13 protein-coding genes are annotated in these 19,062 nt (G+C 50.8%); all 13 read right to left on the bottom strand.

Going from position 1 to position 19,062, the window contains the following annotated elements:
- Complete coding sequence (gene oppC, locus RDL68_RS00695; protein ID WP_308539743.1) at nucleotides 1–990, bottom strand: oligopeptide ABC transporter permease OppC; 990 nt, start codon at nucleotides 988–990, stop codon at nucleotides 1–3.
- Nucleotides 990–2,477: an ABC transporter permease gene (locus RDL68_RS00700; protein ID WP_308539744.1), complete on the bottom strand. Its 1,488-nt coding sequence runs from the start codon at nucleotides 2,475–2,477 to the stop codon at nucleotides 990–992. Before RDL68_RS00700 ends, oppC begins: the two co-directional genes overlap by 1 nt.
- 66 nt (nucleotides 2,478–2,543) lie before the next feature.
- Nucleotides 2,544–4,586, bottom strand: a complete 2,043-nt coding sequence (locus RDL68_RS00705; RefSeq protein WP_308539745.1) for an ABC transporter substrate-binding protein — start codon at nucleotides 4,584–4,586, stop codon at nucleotides 2,544–2,546.
- A 222-nt stretch (nucleotides 4,587–4,808) separates the two neighbouring features.
- Nucleotides 4,809–5,387, bottom strand: a complete 579-nt coding sequence (locus RDL68_RS00710) for a thioredoxin family protein (RefSeq protein WP_308539746.1) — start codon at nucleotides 5,385–5,387, stop codon at nucleotides 4,809–4,811.
- A complete protein-coding gene (gene sufU, locus RDL68_RS00715; protein ID WP_374042583.1) occupies nucleotides 5,384–5,821 on the bottom strand; it encodes a Fe-S cluster assembly sulfur transfer protein SufU in 438 nt (145 codons plus the stop codon). Before sufU ends, RDL68_RS00710 begins: the two co-directional genes overlap by 4 nt.
- 7 nt (nucleotides 5,822–5,828) lie before the next feature.
- Complete coding sequence (locus RDL68_RS00720) at nucleotides 5,829–7,118, bottom strand: SufS family cysteine desulfurase (RefSeq protein WP_308539748.1); 1,290 nt, start codon at nucleotides 7,116–7,118, stop codon at nucleotides 5,829–5,831.
- A gap of 2 nt (nucleotides 7,119–7,120) precedes the next feature.
- Nucleotides 7,121–8,254 (bottom strand): SufD family Fe-S cluster assembly protein, encoded by a 1,134-nt coding sequence (locus RDL68_RS00725; protein ID WP_308539749.1) that lies wholly within the window; start codon nucleotides 8,252–8,254, stop codon nucleotides 7,121–7,123.
- Complete coding sequence (gene sufB, locus RDL68_RS00730; RefSeq protein ID WP_308539750.1) at nucleotides 8,251–9,738, bottom strand: Fe-S cluster assembly protein SufB; 1,488 nt, start codon at nucleotides 9,736–9,738, stop codon at nucleotides 8,251–8,253. The genes RDL68_RS00725 and sufB overlap by 4 nt, the downstream gene beginning before the upstream one ends.
- Entirely contained in the window at nucleotides 9,725–10,495 is a 771-nt protein-coding gene (gene sufC, locus RDL68_RS00735) for a Fe-S cluster assembly ATPase SufC (protein WP_308539751.1), read from the bottom strand. The genes sufB and sufC overlap by 14 nt, the downstream gene beginning before the upstream one ends.
- A 49-nt stretch (nucleotides 10,496–10,544) precedes the next feature.
- Nucleotides 10,545–12,545 (bottom strand): transketolase, encoded by a 2,001-nt coding sequence (gene tkt, locus RDL68_RS00740; RefSeq protein WP_308539752.1) that lies wholly within the window; start codon nucleotides 12,543–12,545, stop codon nucleotides 10,545–10,547.
- 61 nt (nucleotides 12,546–12,606) lie between these two features.
- Nucleotides 12,607–13,497 carry an Mrp/NBP35 family ATP-binding protein gene (locus tag RDL68_RS00745; protein ID WP_308539753.1) on the bottom strand — a complete coding sequence of 297 codons (891 nt, stop codon included), beginning with the start codon at nucleotides 13,495–13,497 and terminating at the stop codon, nucleotides 12,607–12,609.
- A complete protein-coding gene (gene fni / locus RDL68_RS00750) occupies nucleotides 13,494–14,543 on the bottom strand; it encodes a type 2 isopentenyl-diphosphate Delta-isomerase (RefSeq protein WP_308539754.1) in 1,050 nt (349 codons plus the stop codon). Before fni ends, RDL68_RS00745 begins: the two co-directional genes overlap by 4 nt.
- The gene (locus tag RDL68_RS00755; RefSeq protein WP_308539755.1) at nucleotides 14,521–18,918 is read right to left on the bottom strand and encodes an acyl-CoA dehydratase activase-related protein; all 4,398 of its coding nucleotides are present in this window, start codon (nucleotides 18,916–18,918) and stop codon (nucleotides 14,521–14,523) included. Before RDL68_RS00755 ends, fni begins: the two co-directional genes overlap by 23 nt.
- Between the last annotated feature and the right edge of the window lie 144 nt (nucleotides 18,919–19,062).

Below are 19,062 nucleotides of genomic sequence, written 5' to 3' on the forward strand. Positions count from 1 at the left end.
CTATACCATGTGATTGCGAGGATCGCTGGCGTCTGCCAGGGTCTGCCCGACAATATAGAGCGAAACCGAGATTAACGCGGTTACCGCGAGTGGAATAAGGAACAAATACGGCGCAGAAGTCATATAGAGCGCGTTCTTTTGCACAATACGTCCCAAAGACGGAATGGCGGATGTCAAACCGACACCAAGGAAGCTCAAGAACACTTCCGTGGAGATGAACATCGGTACATAACGCGAAAGAAGCGTCATCAAAACCGATACCAGGTACGGCAGGATATTGTTGCGGATAATCTTTGGCGTGCTGGAGCCCAACGTCTGCGACGCCAAGTTGTACTCGCGGTCACGAATAATCATGACTTGCACGCGAATAAAGTACGCCACACTAATCCATGTGGTACACGTCATGGCGAAAATCAGAGACCAAACACCGTCTCCGAAGGTGTATGCCAAGACCATGACCACCAACGTAAACGGAATGTTGGAGATGACGTTATAGACCTCAATCATCACGGCATCAATCTTTTTGGAAAAGCCCCAAAACATGCCAACAATGACGCCAATCACCATAACAATTGCCGTCGCCACGAAGGCGATGAACAAACTGGTGCGCGCACCCGCCCAAACCGCATCAAAAAGATTCTGTCCGATGTCGTTCGTGCCGAACGGATATTGCCACGAAGGCCGTTGGTACCATGCTGCGCGGTTATTGATATTCGGTGCGTCCATGTTGTGAAAACCGGAAAGCATCGGCTGAATAAACGCCAGCAGGAATACCGCCAGCATAATGACGAGCATAACGATGGCGACTTTCGAGGAGAAAAACTTACGAAATACGCTTCGCCAATAGGAATATGCGGGAGCGACAATGTGTTCAGAAGCCGTTTCGTCAACCACATGCGGTTCAAACGCATCGGGCGGAAGCTCCGGAATCGAATCCAAGGCTACAGCCGTTGCCTTCGTTTCTTGTACAGAGGTACTCTTCGTCTCCATTAACGGCCTCCTTTCTTCGCCTGCAGCGAAATACGCGGATCCACAATCGTCATGAGAATATCGCCGATAAAGACCGCCGCAACCGCTAACGCCGTGAAAATAAACGTCAAGGTGATAATCATATTGTTGTTGCCGGCATTAATCGCATCGGGCAGCATCTTGCCCATGCCCGGAATACCGAAAACCGTTTCGGTTAACACCGCACCGGAAATCGCCAAGATGACCGAGTACGGAATCTCGCTGACAATGGGAATCATCGCATTTTTGAAAATGTGACGGCGCGAAATTTCAATGCCGGAAAGCCCCTTCGCCTTTGCAAATTTCACGTAATCGGCGGTGGATTGGTCCACCATGTAACGGCGAATCCACATCATTAAAGAAGGCGTGCTCAGCAAACCGAGAATGAGGATCGGCATGATGTACGAACGAGGATCATGCGGTCCCAGATGCGTGAACATATCCGGCAAGCCGAGATGGATCCCGATGTACTTCATGAAGAAAATAAACGCCAAAGAAGGTACCGAAATCAGCAAGTTAATGTAACCGATTCCGATTTTATCTAACAATCCGCCCGGCTTTTTGGACATAGCCACCGCGAACGGAATGGAAAAGCCATAGGTAATGAGGAGCGAAATGATGCCGAAGAAATAAGAAACCTGCACCATGGACATCGATTCTTTGAACGTCTTACCATCTGCATAGTGATCGTTGAAGCGTTTGGTATCAATCGATGTCAGCTTAGGCTTATACTTCAGCGTGTGCTGATTCAGCGGCGACTTCATCTTTACACCCGTAGGGAAAGTTTGCTCGATTTTTTTATCGACACCCTGCCCGTCGGTAATAACATCCAACGTCATCACGCCGGGTTGTACAGGGAAAGATTCCCCAAAATTCAGCGTAAAAAAGTTCTGGTGAATGAACGGAAAATGACCGTCCAGGTAAATCATATATTTATGCAAGGTACCGGAACCGACAAGCGCCGGAAGCCCATTATGGTCTTTCTCAATGCGATACCCGCGCTCCAAGTCCGGATTTTCCGGGTCCTGAATATAGTTCTTATGGTCGCGAACAATTAAGCGACCGAAGAAATTCCCAATCAGCTCAAGAGGATTGTAATAGCGATAGGCAATTCTCTCCCCTCTCAGATCATCAAACTTATCCAGTGTCTCTACGGTAAATCCACGCTTCTCTAAATCCTCGATGACTTTCTTTTGTGCGGGACTATCCTCTTTGTCATTGCCTATTTCTTCCGGTTTCAAATCGCTGAAAATCTTGTTATTGGGAATAAATTCCAAATAGCCAAGAGATTCCAGTTTTCCGTAGTAGTAAATTGTCTTCGCATTTCCCGAAATTTTTTGCCAGCCGCCGTCTTGCGTAAAAGACTTCGTCTTCGGAATCAATTCAAAAACAATGAGCACGACTAAACTGACAACGACAAGAACGGAGACTACGGATTTAATGAGACGCGTAATGATATACCTTGCCATATTATCTCCTTACTATGAAAAGAAGGGGATGAGATTTCTCATCCCCTTCCCTCTCCATTCTTCTCTTTATTTATTCTTCTCAAACTCCGCAATGGCGGCATTATACTGTTCGGTTGTGACCAAATCCGCCTGCGTGCGTAGACCCTTGTATTTGTATTCCGACACACCATAAGCGCCCATCAATCTTGAGAATGGCACTTCTTTGGTCACACGCATTGAACGTGTCTGCATCGATGTCGGGATATAGAAGCAACTTTCGATCAGCTTGGCATCCGCTTTCGCAAACGCTTTATAGCGCTCATCCAGATTGTCCGTAATAGCATCTGCCTCACGATACAGCTTATCGTAGTCCAGCAAACCTACTTGCTTTTTGATATCTTCATCGACGATTTTGCCATCTTCGCCAACTTCACCCAAGCCCATTGACTTCAGGTAGTAGCCGTTCTTTGCGTTATAAATATCAACGAACGCCTTCGGATCATGATAATCCGGGCTCCATCCGGTGTAGGTGGAGATGTCGTAGTCCATCTTCTCCGGATCTGTATTGTTATAGCAGACCGCTTTGATGGTCTCTAAATCACGTAAAATCAATTCGATGATGATGTTGCCTTCGGTATTCTTTTCGACGGAATCTTTCATCGACTGGGCTCTCTTCGTCAGCGTATCGGCAGAGCTGTTGACCATAACATCCAAGTGAATCGGGAACTGTACGCCTTCTGCTTTCGCCGCTTCGATGTATTTCATAGCCTCTTCCTTGCTATAGAAAGGAGCCTGTCCATCGTTCAGGTTGCGGTTTTCACCCGTGTCTTTATTGTAAGCTTCATTGACCAAATCGTAATAGTTCTTTCCGTCTGAAGTCTCAGCCGCTTCGGCAACATTGTTGATGTTGCGCATACTTCCGATAGCTAAATCTTCCGGCATACCGACACCCAAATAGGACTTCACATCGTACGCCGCGCGCAGCGCTTTACGGAAATTCTCATTCAAGATCGCATTATGCGTAGCTTCCGCCATTGCTTTGTCTGTCGCATAATTGGTATGCTCAAAGGACTTGCGATTAAAATTGAACACGATTCCAAAGACCGACGAATTCGGCAGCGAATAGGATGTCTTTCCTTCATATTTTTTCGCATAATCCGCAAAATTCTCCCATGACGGATTCAGCGCAGCCGAATAGTAAACGCCTTTTTCAAAGCCGTTAATCGTCGAATAGGGATCCTGTCCAGCGTCAAAAATACGAGTAACCTTATCGAGGTAAACATGTTCGGCATCCCAGTAGTCTTCATTCTTGACCAAAACCGCTTTGGACTTCTCGACATTCTCGCTCAGGATGAACGGTCCGTTATACAAAATCGAATCCAATTCCTTAGAACCGAATTTGCAATCCTTTTTGTTCGGCGCACCGAGTTTGCAGCCGTTTCCTTTGGATTCAAGGTATTCCTTGTTAATCGGATAGAGAACGGTATAGGTCGTCAGAGAGTGAAAATATGGAATCGACATCGACTTGCCATCTTCGCCTTTTTGCATAGTGAACTGTACCGTGTAGTCATCCAGCGCTTTGACGCCGACCTTTTCCCAAGCAGCGTCGCTGAAATCACTCTTCAGATAATCGGAATAACCATCAATCAACCCCGTTAACAGATCTCCTGTTGCAGAGGCGAATTCTGCGCCATGACGAACACCGGTTACAAAGTCTTCCGCCTTTACTTCGGCAAATTCTTCGCCCTGGTTGGTGACCCATTTAACGCCCGGACGAATCTTAAAAGTCCAAACACTAAAGTCTTCGTTCGGTTCAACCGATTCCGCCAATGCGTTCTGTAATTTGCCATAATGGTCTGTCTCCATAAGACCATCTACCAAGTTCGCATTAATTTCATGGTCGGTGGCAAGCGCTGTAACGACGTAGTCCAGCGTCTGCACTTCGCGGTCAGTCGGCAAGGTAATTTCCTTATCCGCCGATTCCAACGCTTCTCCTGTCTGTCCTGCGCCCGAGGTGTCACTTGCCGAAGCATCACCGCCGGCTTGTGAATCATTGTTGGCCGGAGCTCCGCATGAGGTTAAACCCAATAACAGGGCCAAACCCAGGGCAGCAAATTTCTTGCTGTTCATCTTTCTCCTCCTACTCTCCTTGGTTACCGGTTCTTCTTTCCTACAACAGTACGACTTTAACTGCGGTTACCGTCTTGAAAACGCTGAAGACGACCGACATGCGCCGATTCCTCGCCTTCAAAGAAAAAGGATCTCTTTGAAAACGTTCCGCAATTTCCGTAATTATAACCCATTCTCCGTTTCTACTCAAGCGCAATATCAATCATCGCGATGAATGAAAATTCATTTTAGGGAAACACCTGCTTCTTTTAGCGCCTCTTCGACCTCTGCGCGAGGATACGGATCGTTCATTTTTACGGGATGCACCTCTCCGTCCTTCACATAGATTAACGCCGGAATGTACTCAATACCGTGTTTGTCAGCAAAATCAAGAAAAGTCGGATCCTTTATCGTATCCAGCGCCGAAAGAGCTAACTCGTTGTCGCTGACAATCTTCTGCATCGTCGGCGTAAACTTTACACAGTAAGGGCAGGTGACTCGTCCGGCGTAAAAAAGCAGCTCTTTCTTGCTTTCGATGGCGTCCTTGACATCCTGCATGGTGATGGCAGGATACGTCGCAATAATCTTCTCATACGTTTTCTGTTCTTCCGTCAATTCCTCGGAGGATTCTTCTGCGCTGTCAGAAATGCTCTCTTCCTGCGAGGCGCTTTCGCTTTCCTCCATCGAGGATACTACCGATGCCTCTACTTGTAAGGAGCTTTCACTCGCGCTGCTTTCCGGATTCGGCGACTTCCCACACGCACTCAACGCAAAGAGCAGTGCGAGACACAGAATGCCTATCTTTGTTTGCCTCTTCATCATTCTCCTTCTTTCTCCTTTTCCAACATATCACGTAATGTGCGCCATGCCAAAACAGCGCATTTCACGCGCTGGGGCATATGTGAAATATCTTTTAAGGCAACAGCATCACCCAGTTGTTCTTCCAGAATCTCGTCATCCTGTTCCTCGCCCTGAATCATCGCTAAAAACGTTTCAATGGCATCTTTTGCTTCCTCCACGGTTTTTCCTTCGACCAATTCGCAAAGAAGAGATGTCGATGCCTGGCTGATAGCGCAGCCGTGTCCGGTAAAAGAGAGCTCTTCAATGCGATTCTCTTCCCGTTTGATATGCAGGGTAATATCGTCTCCGCAACTCGGATTATGACCGCGTTCACTCGCTGTCGCCTCCGCTAAATCATGGCGATGCGCCGACGCACGGGCATGTTCCATGACGATTTGCGTGTATATTTGTTTCATATCCATGTTAAAGTTCCTCACTGTACGGCGTTTGCGTTTCGGTCGCCGGAACACCCATTATACGGCGCACCTCCTTGATGGCTTCGATAAACGCATCCACCTCGTCAACCGTATTATAAAAGGCGACGCTGGCGCGGCAGCTGGCACTGATATGCAAGCCGCGATGCAGCGGCTGCGTGCAGTGATGACCGGAACGAATGGCAACGTCTGAGGCATCCATAATCGTTGACACGTCATGCGGATGTATTCCGTTAAGATTAAAGGCGACCATCGTGCCGCAATCATGGTGTCGGGGACGATAGATGCTTACACCGCCGAGATGTTCCAGTTGCTCAGCAAGATACGCCGCTAACGCCTTTTCATAGGTTTCGATATTCTCCATGCCAATCGTTTCGAGATAGGTTATTGCCGCATCCAGTCCCACTGCGCCTCCGACGTTCATGGTACCTGCTTCAAATTTATAAGGCAATTCGGCAAAAGTGGAGGACATGTCCTCGACGTACTCGATCATTTCCCCACCGTACAAAAACGGCGACATCGCCTCCAGGAGCGATTCTTTTCCATACAGAACGCCAATCCCAAAGGGAGAGCCCATTTTATGTCCCGAAAAGGCAAAAAAGTCGCAGTCCCAATCTGTCACATCCACAGGGCTGTGCGGTGCATACTGTGCGCCGTCCACCACGACGACAGCGCCGACGGCATGTGCCTTAGCAATCATCGCCTTCACCGGCGGAAGGGTGGCAATAACGTTGGAAGCGGCGCTAAATGCCAATACTTTGGTCTTCTCGCTTAGCTTCGCTTCAAAGTCCGCTTCATCCAGCTGAAAATCTTCGCCCAGCTCGATATAACGCAGGGTAGCGCCGGATTGTTGACAGGCAAACTGCCAGTTGACGCAGTTGGAATGGTGTTCCATGCGGGTGATCAACACTTCATCGCCCGGCTTTAAGATGCGAAGTGCATAATCATACGCAATAAGGTTGAGCGATTCGGTCGCATTGCGCGTAAAAATAATCTCTTTGGAACGCTTAGCGCCGATAAAGCGTGCAACATGTTCACGCGCCTTCTCATACGCTTGCGTAGCGTAAAGCGACAGTCGATGATTACCGCGCAGAGGGTTTGCGTTTTCGTGCGCATAAAACTGTTCCATCCGTTCCAAAACCGGACGGGGACGTTGGGTTGTCGCCGCGTTATCCAAATAGATGACGGGCTTTTCTTCGTCCAAATACGGAAAATCGCGGCGCACCGTATCGAGCGAAAAATGCGGATGGCGCAAAAGTTGTCGTTGCTGTTCGTTCATTCCTATCTCTTTCTCGTTATCAAACGCTCATGAATCGCCTGTCGAATATTCTCCTTCAAAACCGGATCGGGGAGACGATCCAACGTCTCTGCCATGCGCGATTCTACAATCATCCCTTCCGCTTCGCTTCGACTCAATCCGCGGCTCATGAGATAGAAAAGCATCTCTTCATCGACACGTCCGGCGGAAGTTGCATGATTTCCTTCGACAGCGTCTTCGTGGCACAGGAGAACCGGCACCGCGACCGAATGCGCTTCGTCGCTCATCAAAACCGTGACCTCTTCTTCGTCGCCTACCGCGCCGCGCGCACCTTCTAAAAAGTCCAACGTTCCGCGGAAAGACTTGTACGCCTGATCAAGGAGCGCTCCATCTGCGCGAATTACCCCTTCGGTATACAAACCATGAAAACGGACATGGTAGAAAAGATCGATCTTCTCCTGCTCTTGGGCGAGGTAGGCGACATATTCTTCCATCTTCGCTTCCACACCTAACAGATCACCGGACAGATGATAATTCGTTCGTGCGCCGCCCAGTTCCACATGGGCAACCCGAAGGTTTCCACCATCGGCGACCGTAAAGGCGACACGCTGGTTGCTTATGGCGTTACTGTTGAGCCGATTAATTAGCACAAGCTGTAAATCGGCATCCTCTTCCACTGCGATATCCAGCATACCGTTTCGGGAGACCTTTGTATCCTCGTCGCTTTTTACGTCCAACACGACCGTTGCGCAATGTCCGCACGGTACGCGCAGCTGCAGCCGATCCTGCAGAACCGGATTTTCTTTCGATAGAGCAAAATGCAGGGTTTGCACTGCGCCATCTTCTACTGCCCACGAATAGGATACGTTCGCTTCCTGGGCATTTTTTGCTGCTACGGCTTCAGAAATACCCTGTGCATCGTGTCCCACGTTGCCGAAATCGACACCGCTCTGCTCTTGGACTTTTCCTTCTGTACGCTGCGCGTCGGTAAGTCCTTCGGTCGTTACGCCTTCAAAAGGAACCGTTTTCGGATACTCTTCTATCTGGGTCGGAACATCGTTGACTTTGAGCCACCGACAAGTTCTTGCGGGCAGCTCGCTTCCCCGATCTTGTTGAATATTGGTTTTTCGTGTCTCTTCCGTATGAAGAACGCTCATCCGATCGCTCCTTTCAGTTCCAAAGTGATCAGATTGTTCATTTCTACTGCATATTCCATCGGCAGCTCTTTCGCAATCGGTTCAGCGAAGCCACGCACAATCATGGCTTTCGCCTCTTCTTCGGGAATGCCGCGACTCATCAGGTAAAAGATAGCTGTTTCATCGATGCGCCCGATTTTCGCTTCATGCCCTAAATCCACGTCATCGGTAGCGATGCGAATGGCAGGGATGGTGTCCGAACGGCTTTCTGCGTCCAACATAAGCGATTCACAGGAAACCGAACATTTCGACCCTTTTGCTTTTTCGTTGACATCCACCGTACCGCGATAGATGGCGACACCGCCGGACTTGGAGATGGATTTGGAGTTTATCGTAGAATAGGTATTCGGCGCATAATGCATCACTTGTGCGCCGGTGTCGAGATATTGTCCCTTGCCGGCAAAAGTGATGCCGGTAAACTCGCTGCGTGCGCCTTCCCCGACTAAGAGACTTGACGGATAGAGCATGGAACAAGCCGAACCGAACGACCCGGAAACCCATTCAATGGAACCACCCTTTTCCACCCGCGCTCGTTTTGTGTTGAGGTTATACATGTTTCGCGACCAGTTTTCAATCGTGGAATAGCGCAGATGCGCATTTTCTTTGACATACAGTTCAACCGCGCCGGCATGGAGATTTAACGTATTGTATTTTGGCGCGGAGCAGCCTTCGATAAAATGCACCGATCCACCCTCTTCGACCAGAATGAGCGTATGTTCAAATTGCCCTGCTCCGGGCGCATTCAGACGAAAATAACTTTGCAGCGGAATATCCACGTCCACGCCCTTCGGCACATAAACAAACGATCCGCCCGACCACACGGCATAATGCAACGCAGCATAGCGATGTAGACGCGGCGTAATGAGTTTGCCGAAATGCGCTTTAATAATATCGGAATACTCACGCACCGCCGACTCAAAATCGGTGTACACTACCCCCTGTTCTGAAAGATAGCTGCGCATATTGTGGTAAACCACTTCGGAGTCATACTGTGCGCCCACGCCGGCAAGCGACTCTAACTCCGCTTCGGGAATGCCTAACTTGGTAAAGGTGTCGCGGATCTCGTCCGGCACATTCTGCCAATCTCTTGCCATTTGTGCTTTGGGACGCACGTAAGTCGAAATCCGGTTCATGTCGACCTCATGCAAATCCGGTCCCCAATTCGGATTCTCTGAGGCGTTAAAAATCTCCAGTGCTTCGAGGCGCTTGTCCAACATCCAGGACGGCTCCTCTTTATTGGCGGATATTTCTCGGATAATATCCGCCGTCAAGCCATTCTCCACTTTTACATCGTATTCAAACGCATTCTTCTGGTCGTACACGCCGCGCGGCAGCTCCTTAACGTCGGATTTTTCCGCCGCCTGAAATTCACCGGCCGCCAGACGCGCTTCCCGTTCCGCTTTTCGCCGCGCATGGCGCAGCGCCGCGTCGTCATTTCTGTTCATCGGTGACCTCCTCGGTCATCTCGCGGCGAATCCATTCGTATCCTTCTCGGTTAATACGGTCTGCCAATTCTGCGCCGCCGTTTTTCACGACTCTGCCGTCAATCACCACATGCACAAAATCCGGATGCAGATATTCCAAAATACCGCTGATATGCGTAATGATGAGGCACGCCTTGGTGTCATCCAGAAAATCGGCGACACCCCGACTGACAATGCGCACAGCGTCCACATCCAAGCCGGAGTCAGTTTCGTCCAACAGAATAAGCTTCGGATCCAACACCTGCATCTGCAAAATTTCCGTCTTTTTCTTTTCGCCTCCGGAGAAGCCGACATTCAAATAGCGTTCTGCGTATTCCGGTGCCATGGACAGTTCTTCCATCTTCTCTGCGAGCGCTTTCTTGAATTGCAGAACCGATGGGGTTTTTCCTTCACGCTGCCCTTTTGCCGTGCGCAGAAAATCCTCGACGCTTACACCAGGCACTTCCTGCGGCGTTTGAAAGCTCAAAAAGATGCCCTTTCGGGCGCGCTCATCCGCGCTATTTTCGAGAATGCTCTCGCCCTCAAAAAGAATATCCCCTTGATGCACGTGATAATGGGGGTGCGCCATGATGGCGTTGGCAAGCGTCGATTTTCCGGCACCGTTTGGTCCCATCACGACATGAATTTCGCCCGGGTTAATGGTTAAGTCGATGCCCTTCAAAATGTCGCTCTGATCAACACCAACATGTAAGTTTTTCAGTTCCAGTAATGCGGACATGTTTTCCTCTTTCCTACGTAAAAGCCTCGCCCTTCGGCGAGGCTGCGACTTATCGTGTGAACGTGTCGCGGTATGCCTTGACCACCGCTTGCGTAGTTATACCCAATTCACGCAGTACTTCCTCCGCCGGAGCAGACAAACCGAAGCGATCAATGCCCAAGGCAACACCATCCAATCCGACGTAGCGTTCCCACCCGAAAGTGGTCGCCGCTTCGAGGCTCAAGCGGTTGCGCACCGCCGAAGGCAACACCTTCTCGCGGTAGGCGGCATCCTGACGGTCAAAACGCGCGGTACTCGGCAGAGAAACCACCGAAACATCAATACCGTCTTCGCCAAGCATCTTCTGCGCTTCGATGAGCAATTGGACTTCTGAACCCGTGCCCATCAAAATGCCGTCCGGTATCTCTTTTTTCGACGGGGAAAGCACATAACCGCCACGGGCAACGCCTTCCTCCGCTTTTTCGTCCGTCGTCGGCAGTACCGGAATATTCTGGCGGGTTAACACGAGCATCGTGGGATGATCGGTGCTCTCTACTGCGAGCCGCCAAGCCTGCGCGGTCTCGTTGGCATCCGCCGGACGCAGAACATCCAAGTTCGGCATGGCGCGCCAGCTCGCTAACTGCTCGATCGGCTCATGCGTAGGACCGTCTTCTCCGACGGCAACACTATCGTGGGTTAAGACATAGATGACCGGCAGTTTGGACAAAGCAGCGACACGCGCCGCGCCGCGCAAATAATCGGAAAAGACAAAGAAGGTAGCGCCGAAGACTTTTGTACCGCCGTGCAAGGCAATGCCGTTGTTGATGGCCGCCATGGCAAACTCGCGCACACCGTACCAAATGTTGCGATAGGCATCGTCTTCTACGCGAAAAGCACCTTCGCCGGCAATCTGTGTTTTATTGGAGCCAGAGAGGTCAGCCGATCCGCCCCAGAAATTGGGCAGCTCCTTCGCGATGGCTTGCAGGACGGTATGCGATGTTGAGCGTGTTGCCTCGGCTTTATCGCCTTCTTTCCAGGAGGGCAGCGCATCCGTCCAGTTTTCCGGCAGTTTTCCGGCAAAGGCATCGGCATAGGCTTTTGCCTGCTCCGGATTCTTCGCCGACAGACGGTCAAAGCGCTCCTGCCAAGCGCGTTCTTCTTGCTCACCGCGTTTTCCGACAACCTCCGCAAAATGAGCTTTCACTTCTTCGGGAACGGTAAATGCGGGATAATCCCAACCCAAGGTCTGTTTTAATGCTTCCGTCGCCTCTTCTCCGAGCGGTGCGCCATGCACACTGTTCGTGCCCGCTTTGGGCGATCCATAACCGATAATAGTGTGTGCTTCAATGAGCGTCGGATGCTCTTTATCGGCACGTGCTTCCCGAATAGCCTCCGCAATCGCCTCTGTGTCGTTTCCGTCGGCAACATCCAACACCTGCCAACCATATGCACGGAAGCGTTCTGCCACGCTTTCGGTAAAGACCTGCTCGGTCTTTCCGTCCAAACAAATCGCATTGGAATCGTAAAGGACGATGAGTTTTCCTAATTTCAGATGACCGGCGAGGGATGCCGCCTCGGCACTAACCCCTTCCATCAGATCGCCGTCACCGCAAAGAACATACGTGTCATGATCCACGAGCACTTCCCCATCGCGGTTAAACCGTGCCGCCAGATGGGCTTCCGCCATCGCCATTCCCACGCCGTTGGCAAATCCCTGCCCAAGCGGGCCCGTAGTGGCTTCCACGCCCGGCGTATGGTGTACTTCGGGATGTCCCGGTGTTTTCGCATCCAACTGACGAAACTGTTTCAAGTCCGCAAGGGAAAGATCGTATCCGGAAAGATGTAAAAGGCTATACAGCAGTGCCGAGCCGTGCCCCGCCGATAAAATGAAGCGGTCGCGGTTGGACCACGCCGGATTTTTTGGGTTTTGCCGTAAAAACCGCGTCCAAAGCGTATACGCCATGGGCGCCGCGCCCAGTGGAAGACCGGGATGACCGGAATTTGCCTGATTGATTTGGTCAACGCTCAACATGCGTATGGTTTGAATGGCAAGCTGTTCTATGGATTTCATTTTTCCTCCTTGCGCAGAACGCGATTGTTTTCGGAAGCCGTTTCGTCTTTTGCACAACGCACTACTCGGCTTCGTTTTCCAGAATGGCAGAAATGGTTGGGGCAAACGGGCTCGTATCGGCTTCTTCCACGCGACCGCTATCAATTAACGTCGCTAAACCCGGATTGATAGCAATCTTCGCCAGCACGGGAAGGTCATAGCGTTTGGCGACATCGTCGATACGGCTTTTGCCGAAAATTTCATAGCGTCGCTTAGTGTCCGGCGCTTCAAAGTAACTCATATTTTCCATGATACCAAAAACGGGAAGGCTCATCATCTTCGTCATGTTAATAGCTTTCTCCACCACCATGCTGACCAGCTCCTGCGGAGAAGTAACAATGAGCACACCGTCCACAGGAATCATCTGAAAGACCGTCAACGGCACATCGCCCGTTCCCGGAGGCATATCGACAAAAAGGTAATCCACATCTTCATATACAACTTCCGTCCAGAATTGCTGAATCGCACTGCCGACGAGTGCGCCTTTCCAAAGCACCGGATCGGTGTCATGCGGCAAAAGCAAATTCGTGGAAACCACCTGAATACCGCTTTTCGTGCGTCGCGCGTAGGGAACGCCATTTCGACGCTCCAAGCCCCCATCCAATCCAAAAGCATGAGGAATGGAAGGCCCCGTCACATCGGCATCCAGAATCGCCGCTTCTCGTCCCGTCTGTTGCATCGCAAGTGCACACATCGTCGTGATCATGGATTTGCCCACGCCGCCTTTTCCGGACATCACCGCCACCACGTGACGGATACGGCTCTTCTCGTGCGGTTCCTTATAAAATACAGGCATCTTGCGTTTTTGTTGCGCTTTTCCCTTCCCCGCCGTTTGCTCGTTGTTCTCTTTTTTTTCTTGCTCTGCGCTATCTTGCGCGGACGATTCGGCAGAAACCGTCATTCTATCGCTCATGCTCTCCCCTTTCGTCCTTCCGTGCGCTCTTCCGCATCCACTAATTCCTTCAGCCGTCCGACCATCAGATACGGAATACGGTGCAAATCCGCCATCGTCCGACATCCCAGAAGCAGAAGCCCCATCGCAATATTATCTATCACGCCTTGCAGATACTCTTCTGCATATTCCAAGGAACCATGCATAAGATAGCGCAAAAGTTCTCCGGAAATCGCACTCATGTCCGCCCCTAAAACATGAGCGTGCAGCACATCCGTCGCTGTTTTTATTCCGCCCGAGGCAATGCGCTTGGTGTTTGGGCATTCCTTTCGTACATTCCAGATCGCTTTTGCCGTCGGAATGCCCCACGAATAAAACTCTGTCAGGTCGCGGCGCATGGAACGCTGATCTTCCACTTCCATAAAGTTGGTTCCGCCCGAACCGGATACATCAATGTATTCCACGGGAATATCACGAAGAAGACGTCCGTCCTGACGGCTCATACCAAAGCCCACTTCCTTCACGATGACTTTTTCGGGAAACGCCTCCGCAATGCGCCGAAGGTTATCGTATAGTCCCCGAAAATCGCGGTCGCCCTCTTCCTGTGCCATCTCTTGCGAAGGATTGATGTGCACGCCAATGCCCTGCGCATCGATCATCTCCATTGCGCGTTTAACCTGTTCCACCGAAACGCCCGCTGAAACATTGCCGATGATTAAGCCATCCTGACCGAGTGTTTCGCGCACAATGTGGAAGGAATCGACCGCCGCCGAATCTTCAAGCGCAATCACCTGTGAACCGACCTGCATAGGCAAACCAAAGTCTTTGGCAATCTGTGCCAAATCACGGTTGATTCCCTTTGTCATGTCAGTACCGCCCGTCATAGCATTAATCATTAACGGCACCGGAATGGTACGCCCAAAAAACGTCACCGAGGTATTGATTTCAGAAAGCGAGAGCTCCGGAAAAGATACCGGCTCCAAAACGACTTGATCCAACAGCGTACCGCCATACGGTTCGGTTCGCAACACCTGTTCAATGTGTTCATCTTTGCGTTCTTTGCGCATAATTCTCCTCCCCGTTTTGCTCTTTGCGTCGCAGAATGACCGGTGGATCCACGCCTACCACATCCGTTGTATGGGAAACGGCGGTTTTCTTCGCTGCGTTTCGGTCTCCTCTTCCGCCTAAGACATCCCAAGCGGATCTCATCATCAGTTTAACGCGGTTCACCTGGTTCACCTCCGATGCGCCCGGATCATAATCAATGGCAATAATGTTGGCTTCCGGATGCTTTTCACGCACCGCCTTCATTACCCCTTTCCCTGTAATATGATTCGGCAGACAGCCAAACGGCTGTATACAGACAATGTTGGGCGCACCCTGTTCAATGAGCTCAACCATCTCCCCTGCCAAAAGCCATCCTTCGCCATACTGATGTCCCAGCGAAACCACTTCCTGCGCATAGCGTTCAATCTGTTTGGCAACCGGCGGTTCTTGGAAATGCTTTGATGCACGAAGCGCCTTTCTTGCCGGTTTACGATAGTATTCAATCGCCGAAACACCCAATCCGCTGGAAATAAATCCCAACAACTTACTTTTGCCGAGCAGCTCGCTTTTATGCTTCGCATTGCGGAAACAGTACACCATAAAGTCCATTAAATCGGGAACGATTACCTCTGCCCCTTCCGCTTCCAGCAATTGCTGCAAGTGGTTATTTGCCTCCGGTAAATACTTCACCAATATCTCGCCGACAATGCCTGCTTTGGGGCATGTCCGATCCACACGCGGCACGGTGTCAAATTCGTGGACGCAATCGGCACAGAGCTGCTTAAACAGTGAGCGATGCGGACGCACAACAAACTCCGCAAAGCGTGCAATCCATCGGTCTTTCAGACGGTCGGTCTGCCCCGCGTTTTTCTCGTAGGACCGTGTCGCATTCGCGCATCGCATGACGAGATCCCCTGCTACCAGCGCATAACCGGCTTTATTGATGAGCGAGGGACGGAGAGAAAATCCTTCGGATACTTCTATCCCCTGTACAGAAAGGGCAATGACCGGAACTTGCGGATACCCCATGTCCGCCAATCCTTTGCGAATATAGCCAACATAGTTCGAGGCACGACACGCCCCACCGGTCTGCGTCATCAAAAGCGCCGTGCGATCCGGATCGTATTTTCCGCTTTCCAGCGCTTCCAGCATTTGCCCAATCACGGTAATGGACGGATAGCATGAGTCGTTATTGACATATTTTAAGCCTGCGTCAATCACCGACGGATCGACTCGGGTGAGAAAATCGAAATGATAGCCTTCTCCTGCCAGCGCTTGTTCCAAAATGGCGAAATGGTCCGGCGCCATGTTCGGCACCAAGATGGTATACCCCTCTTTTTTCATCCGTTTGGTAAACGGAGCCTTCACAGGCGCATAAGAATCCTTTCTTTTCGGTGCGGTTAATGCACGCTTTTCTTCCCCTTGCTTGTCGGAGAGCGCCTGCAAAAGGGATCGAATGCGAATTTTCACCGCACCGAGATTGGACACTTCATCAATCTTTAGCAGCGTATAGAGCTTCCCCTTGCTTTCAAGAATCTCCTGTACTTGATCGGATGTGACGGCATCCAGTCCGCAGCCAAAAGAATTAAGCTGAATCAGCTCCAAATCCGGATGTTTTGTCACAAATTCTGCCGCACGATAAAGCCGGCTATGGTACACCCATTGATCCAGCACGCGCAATTCCTCAGAGACATCCTGCTGGTTCATCGCAATGCTATCTTCACTTAACACCGCCAGTCCCATACCGTTAATGAGTTCCGGAATACCATGGTTGACCTCTTTGTCCACATGATACGGGCGACCGGCAAGAACGATACCCTTTGCGTGATGTTCGTTCATCCATTCCAACGCTGCTTGTCCTTCGCGACGAATATCGCGATGATAATTCTTTTGCTCTTCCCACGCAGCACCAACGGCGCGACGAATGGCAGCAGGAGAAATCTCCATGACTTCTCCGTCCACGGTAAATCGACGAAAGATTTGCGTCAGGCGCTCGGTAAGCGTTCGTTCCTCCGCAAAAGACAGGAACGGATGCAGGTACGTCACCCCTTTTTCTTCCAGCGCAGAGACGTTATTTTTGATGACTTCCGGAAAACCGATCACCACCGGACAATTTATCTGATTTTCTGCCTTTTCAAATTGCTTGGTTTCATAAAATACGCTCGGATAAAAAATCAGGCGTACCCCTTTTTCTACTAAGTCTTCAATATGACCATGCACAAGTTTGGCAGGGTAGCACACCGTTTCGGACGAAATGGATGCCAGCCCCTTGTCGTACATGGCGCGTGAGCTTTCGTCGGATAAGACAACCGGAAAGCCCAATCGACTGAAGAAGGTATGCCAGAAAGGCAGATTTTCATACATATTCAGCACGCGCGGCAAGCCTACGGTCGGGAATTTCGCCTGTTCCTCGCCGATGCTGCTGTAATAGTGAAAAAGCCGGTTGTATTTGTATTGGTAAAGATTCGGCAACCCCTTTTCCTTGCGCACTACACCTGCTCCACGCTCGCAGCGATTGCCGGAAATATAGCGCATACCGTCGGAAAACACATTAATGGTGAGCGCGCAGTTGTTGGTGCAACGCCCACAGCGCGCCATCTTTTGTGTATAGGTGAAATCCGCCAGCTCCTGTACCGTCTTGATGGTGCTCTTGCCGGTGGAACGGCTTTTGGCAATGAGCGCCATCCCCATCGCGCCCATCAAGCCTGCAATGGCAGGGCGTGTCGCATGGCGGCCGGTCACTTTTTCAAAGGCGCGTAAGATGGCGTCGCCGTAGAACGTACCGCCCTGCACGACTAAATTTTTACCGAGCGTTTTCGGGTCGCGCACCTTAATGACTTTTTGAATGGCATTTTTAATGACGGAATAGCAGAGTCCGGCGGCGATATCGCCCACATCAGAGCCTTCTTTTTGCGCCTGCTTCACCTTGGAGTTCATGAATACCGTGCAGCGGCTGCCGAGATCCACGGGCTTCTCGGCAAATAGCGCCGCCTGCTGGAACTCCTCTATATTCATGCCTACCGAGGCGGAAAAGGTCGAGAGAAACGATCCACAGCCGGACGAACACGCTTCGTTAAGCTGAATCGAATCGATCACGCCATCCGAAATATGCATGGCTTTCATGTCCTGTCCGCCGATATCCAAAATGAAATCGACATTCGGGTCGTAGTACTGCGCAGCGGTATAGTGGGCAATCGTCTCGACTTCTCCAGTATCCACCGAAAGCGCAGCGCGAATAAAGTCCTCTCCATAGCCGGTAATGCCGGAGCAGGCAATATAAGCATCGTCATTCAGCTGCGCATAAATCTCTTGCAGATGCGCAATAATATGCTCCAACGGACGTCCGCGGTTGGACGAATAATGGGTGTACAGAATTTGATTCTCTTTGCCGATGAGCACCATTTTGGCGGTGGTGGAGCCAGAGTCGATGCCCAAATACGTCGGCCCGTGATAGTCCGAAAGCGACCCGTAAACCTCTTTATTCGTCTCGTGATCCTTACGGAAGGCTTCGTATTCTTCTGGAGAGATAAATAGCGGTTCCATGAGCTTGCGTTCTTCGGTGACGAGCTCTTTCCCCGACGAAAAACGATCCACAATACGTTGCAAATCTTGGACATCGGCTTCCTCTTGCGCAAGCAACGCCGCTCCACGGGCAACGAAGAGTTGTCCGTCCTCCGGCGTAGTAAACGTGTTGTTTTCACTGCCAAGCGTTTCGATAAAACGTACACGAAGCTGATCTAAAAAATGCAAAGGTCCACCCAAGAAGGTGATGTTGCCACGAATGGGACGACCGCAGGCAAGATTGGAAATGGTCTGGTTAACGACGGACTGGAAGACGCTCATGGCAATGTCTTCATGGGATGCACCCTGATTGAGAAGCGCCTGTACGTCCGTCTTGGCAAACACGCCGCAGCGCGACGCGATGGGATAGATTTTTTCGTACTCGCTCGCCATGGCATTCAGCCCGGAAGCATCGGTATCCAACAGGCTTGCCATCTGATCAATAAATGCACCCGTACCGCCGGCGCAGATGGAATTCATGCGCTGTTCTACACTGCCAGAAAGATACGTAATCTTAGAATCTTCCCCACCCAACTCAATAATCACTTCCGTATGGGGAAGAAGCGCGCGAATCGCCTTGGTTTCCGCAATCACTTCCTGTACAAAGGGAATGTGGAGGTAATCCTCCAGAAACATGCCTCCGGAACCGGTGACGGCAAGCTGTATCGCTTGATTTCCGATGGTATCGACAAGTTCCTGCATGACCTGCTCCACCGTCCGCTTAACATCACTTTTATGCCGGCGATAGACCGAAAAACAGATTCGATCCTCTTCGTCGAGACAGACGACCTTCACCGTGGTCGATCCGACATCTAATCCTGCATGATAAAGCATAGTTCCTCTTTCTTCTCTCTATGGTATGGGCTCATCATATACCCGTAAGGCAAAAAGTGCCATCCTGCAGCGTGTATTTGTTACCCGATTTATCACTTTTCCTCGCTCCTGCGCGACAGTCTTTCCCTTCCTCGGCTTATGCAC

Origin of the sequence: uncultured Murdochiella sp. (genome assembly GCF_902488755.1) — a bacterium.
Taxonomy (GTDB): Bacteria; Bacillota; Clostridia; order Tissierellales; family Peptoniphilaceae; genus Murdochiella.

Coding starts and splice junctions, on each gene's coding strand:
- oppC (WP_308539743.1), bottom strand. CDS start 990: ATGGAGACGAAGAGTACCTCTGTACAAGAAACGAAGGCAACGGCTGTA.
- RDL68_RS00700 (WP_308539744.1), bottom strand. CDS start 2,477: ATGGCAAGGTATATCATTACGCGTCTCATTAAATCCGTAGTCTCCGTT.
- RDL68_RS00705 (WP_308539745.1), bottom strand. CDS start 4,586: ATGAACAGCAAGAAATTTGCTGCCCTGGGTTTGGCCCTGTTATTGGGT.
- RDL68_RS00710 (WP_308539746.1), bottom strand. CDS start 5,387: ATGATGAAGAGGCAAACAAAGATAGGCATTCTGTGTCTCGCACTGCTC.
- sufU (WP_374042583.1), bottom strand. CDS start 5,821: ATGAAACAAATATACACGCAAATCGTCATGGAACATGCCCGTGCGTCG.
- RDL68_RS00720 (WP_308539748.1), bottom strand. CDS start 7,118: ATGAACGAACAGCAACGACAACTTTTGCGCCATCCGCATTTTTCGCTC.
- RDL68_RS00725 (WP_308539749.1), bottom strand. CDS start 8,254: ATGAGCGTTCTTCATACGGAAGAGACACGAAAAACCAATATTCAACAA.
- sufB (WP_308539750.1), bottom strand. CDS start 9,738: ATGAACAGAAATGACGACGCGGCGCTGCGCCATGCGCGGCGAAAAGCG.
- sufC (WP_308539751.1), bottom strand. CDS start 10,495: ATGTCCGCATTACTGGAACTGAAAAACTTACATGTTGGTGTTGATCAG.
- tkt (WP_308539752.1), bottom strand. CDS start 12,545: ATGAAATCCATAGAACAGCTTGCCATTCAAACCATACGCATGTTGAGC.
- RDL68_RS00745 (WP_308539753.1), bottom strand. CDS start 13,497: ATGAGCGATAGAATGACGGTTTCTGCCGAATCGTCCGCGCAAGATAGC.
- fni (WP_308539754.1), bottom strand. CDS start 14,543: ATGCGCAAAGAACGCAAAGATGAACACATTGAACAGGTGTTGCGAACC.
- RDL68_RS00755 (WP_308539755.1), bottom strand. CDS start 18,918: ATGCTTTATCATGCAGGATTAGATGTCGGATCGACCACGGTGAAGGTC.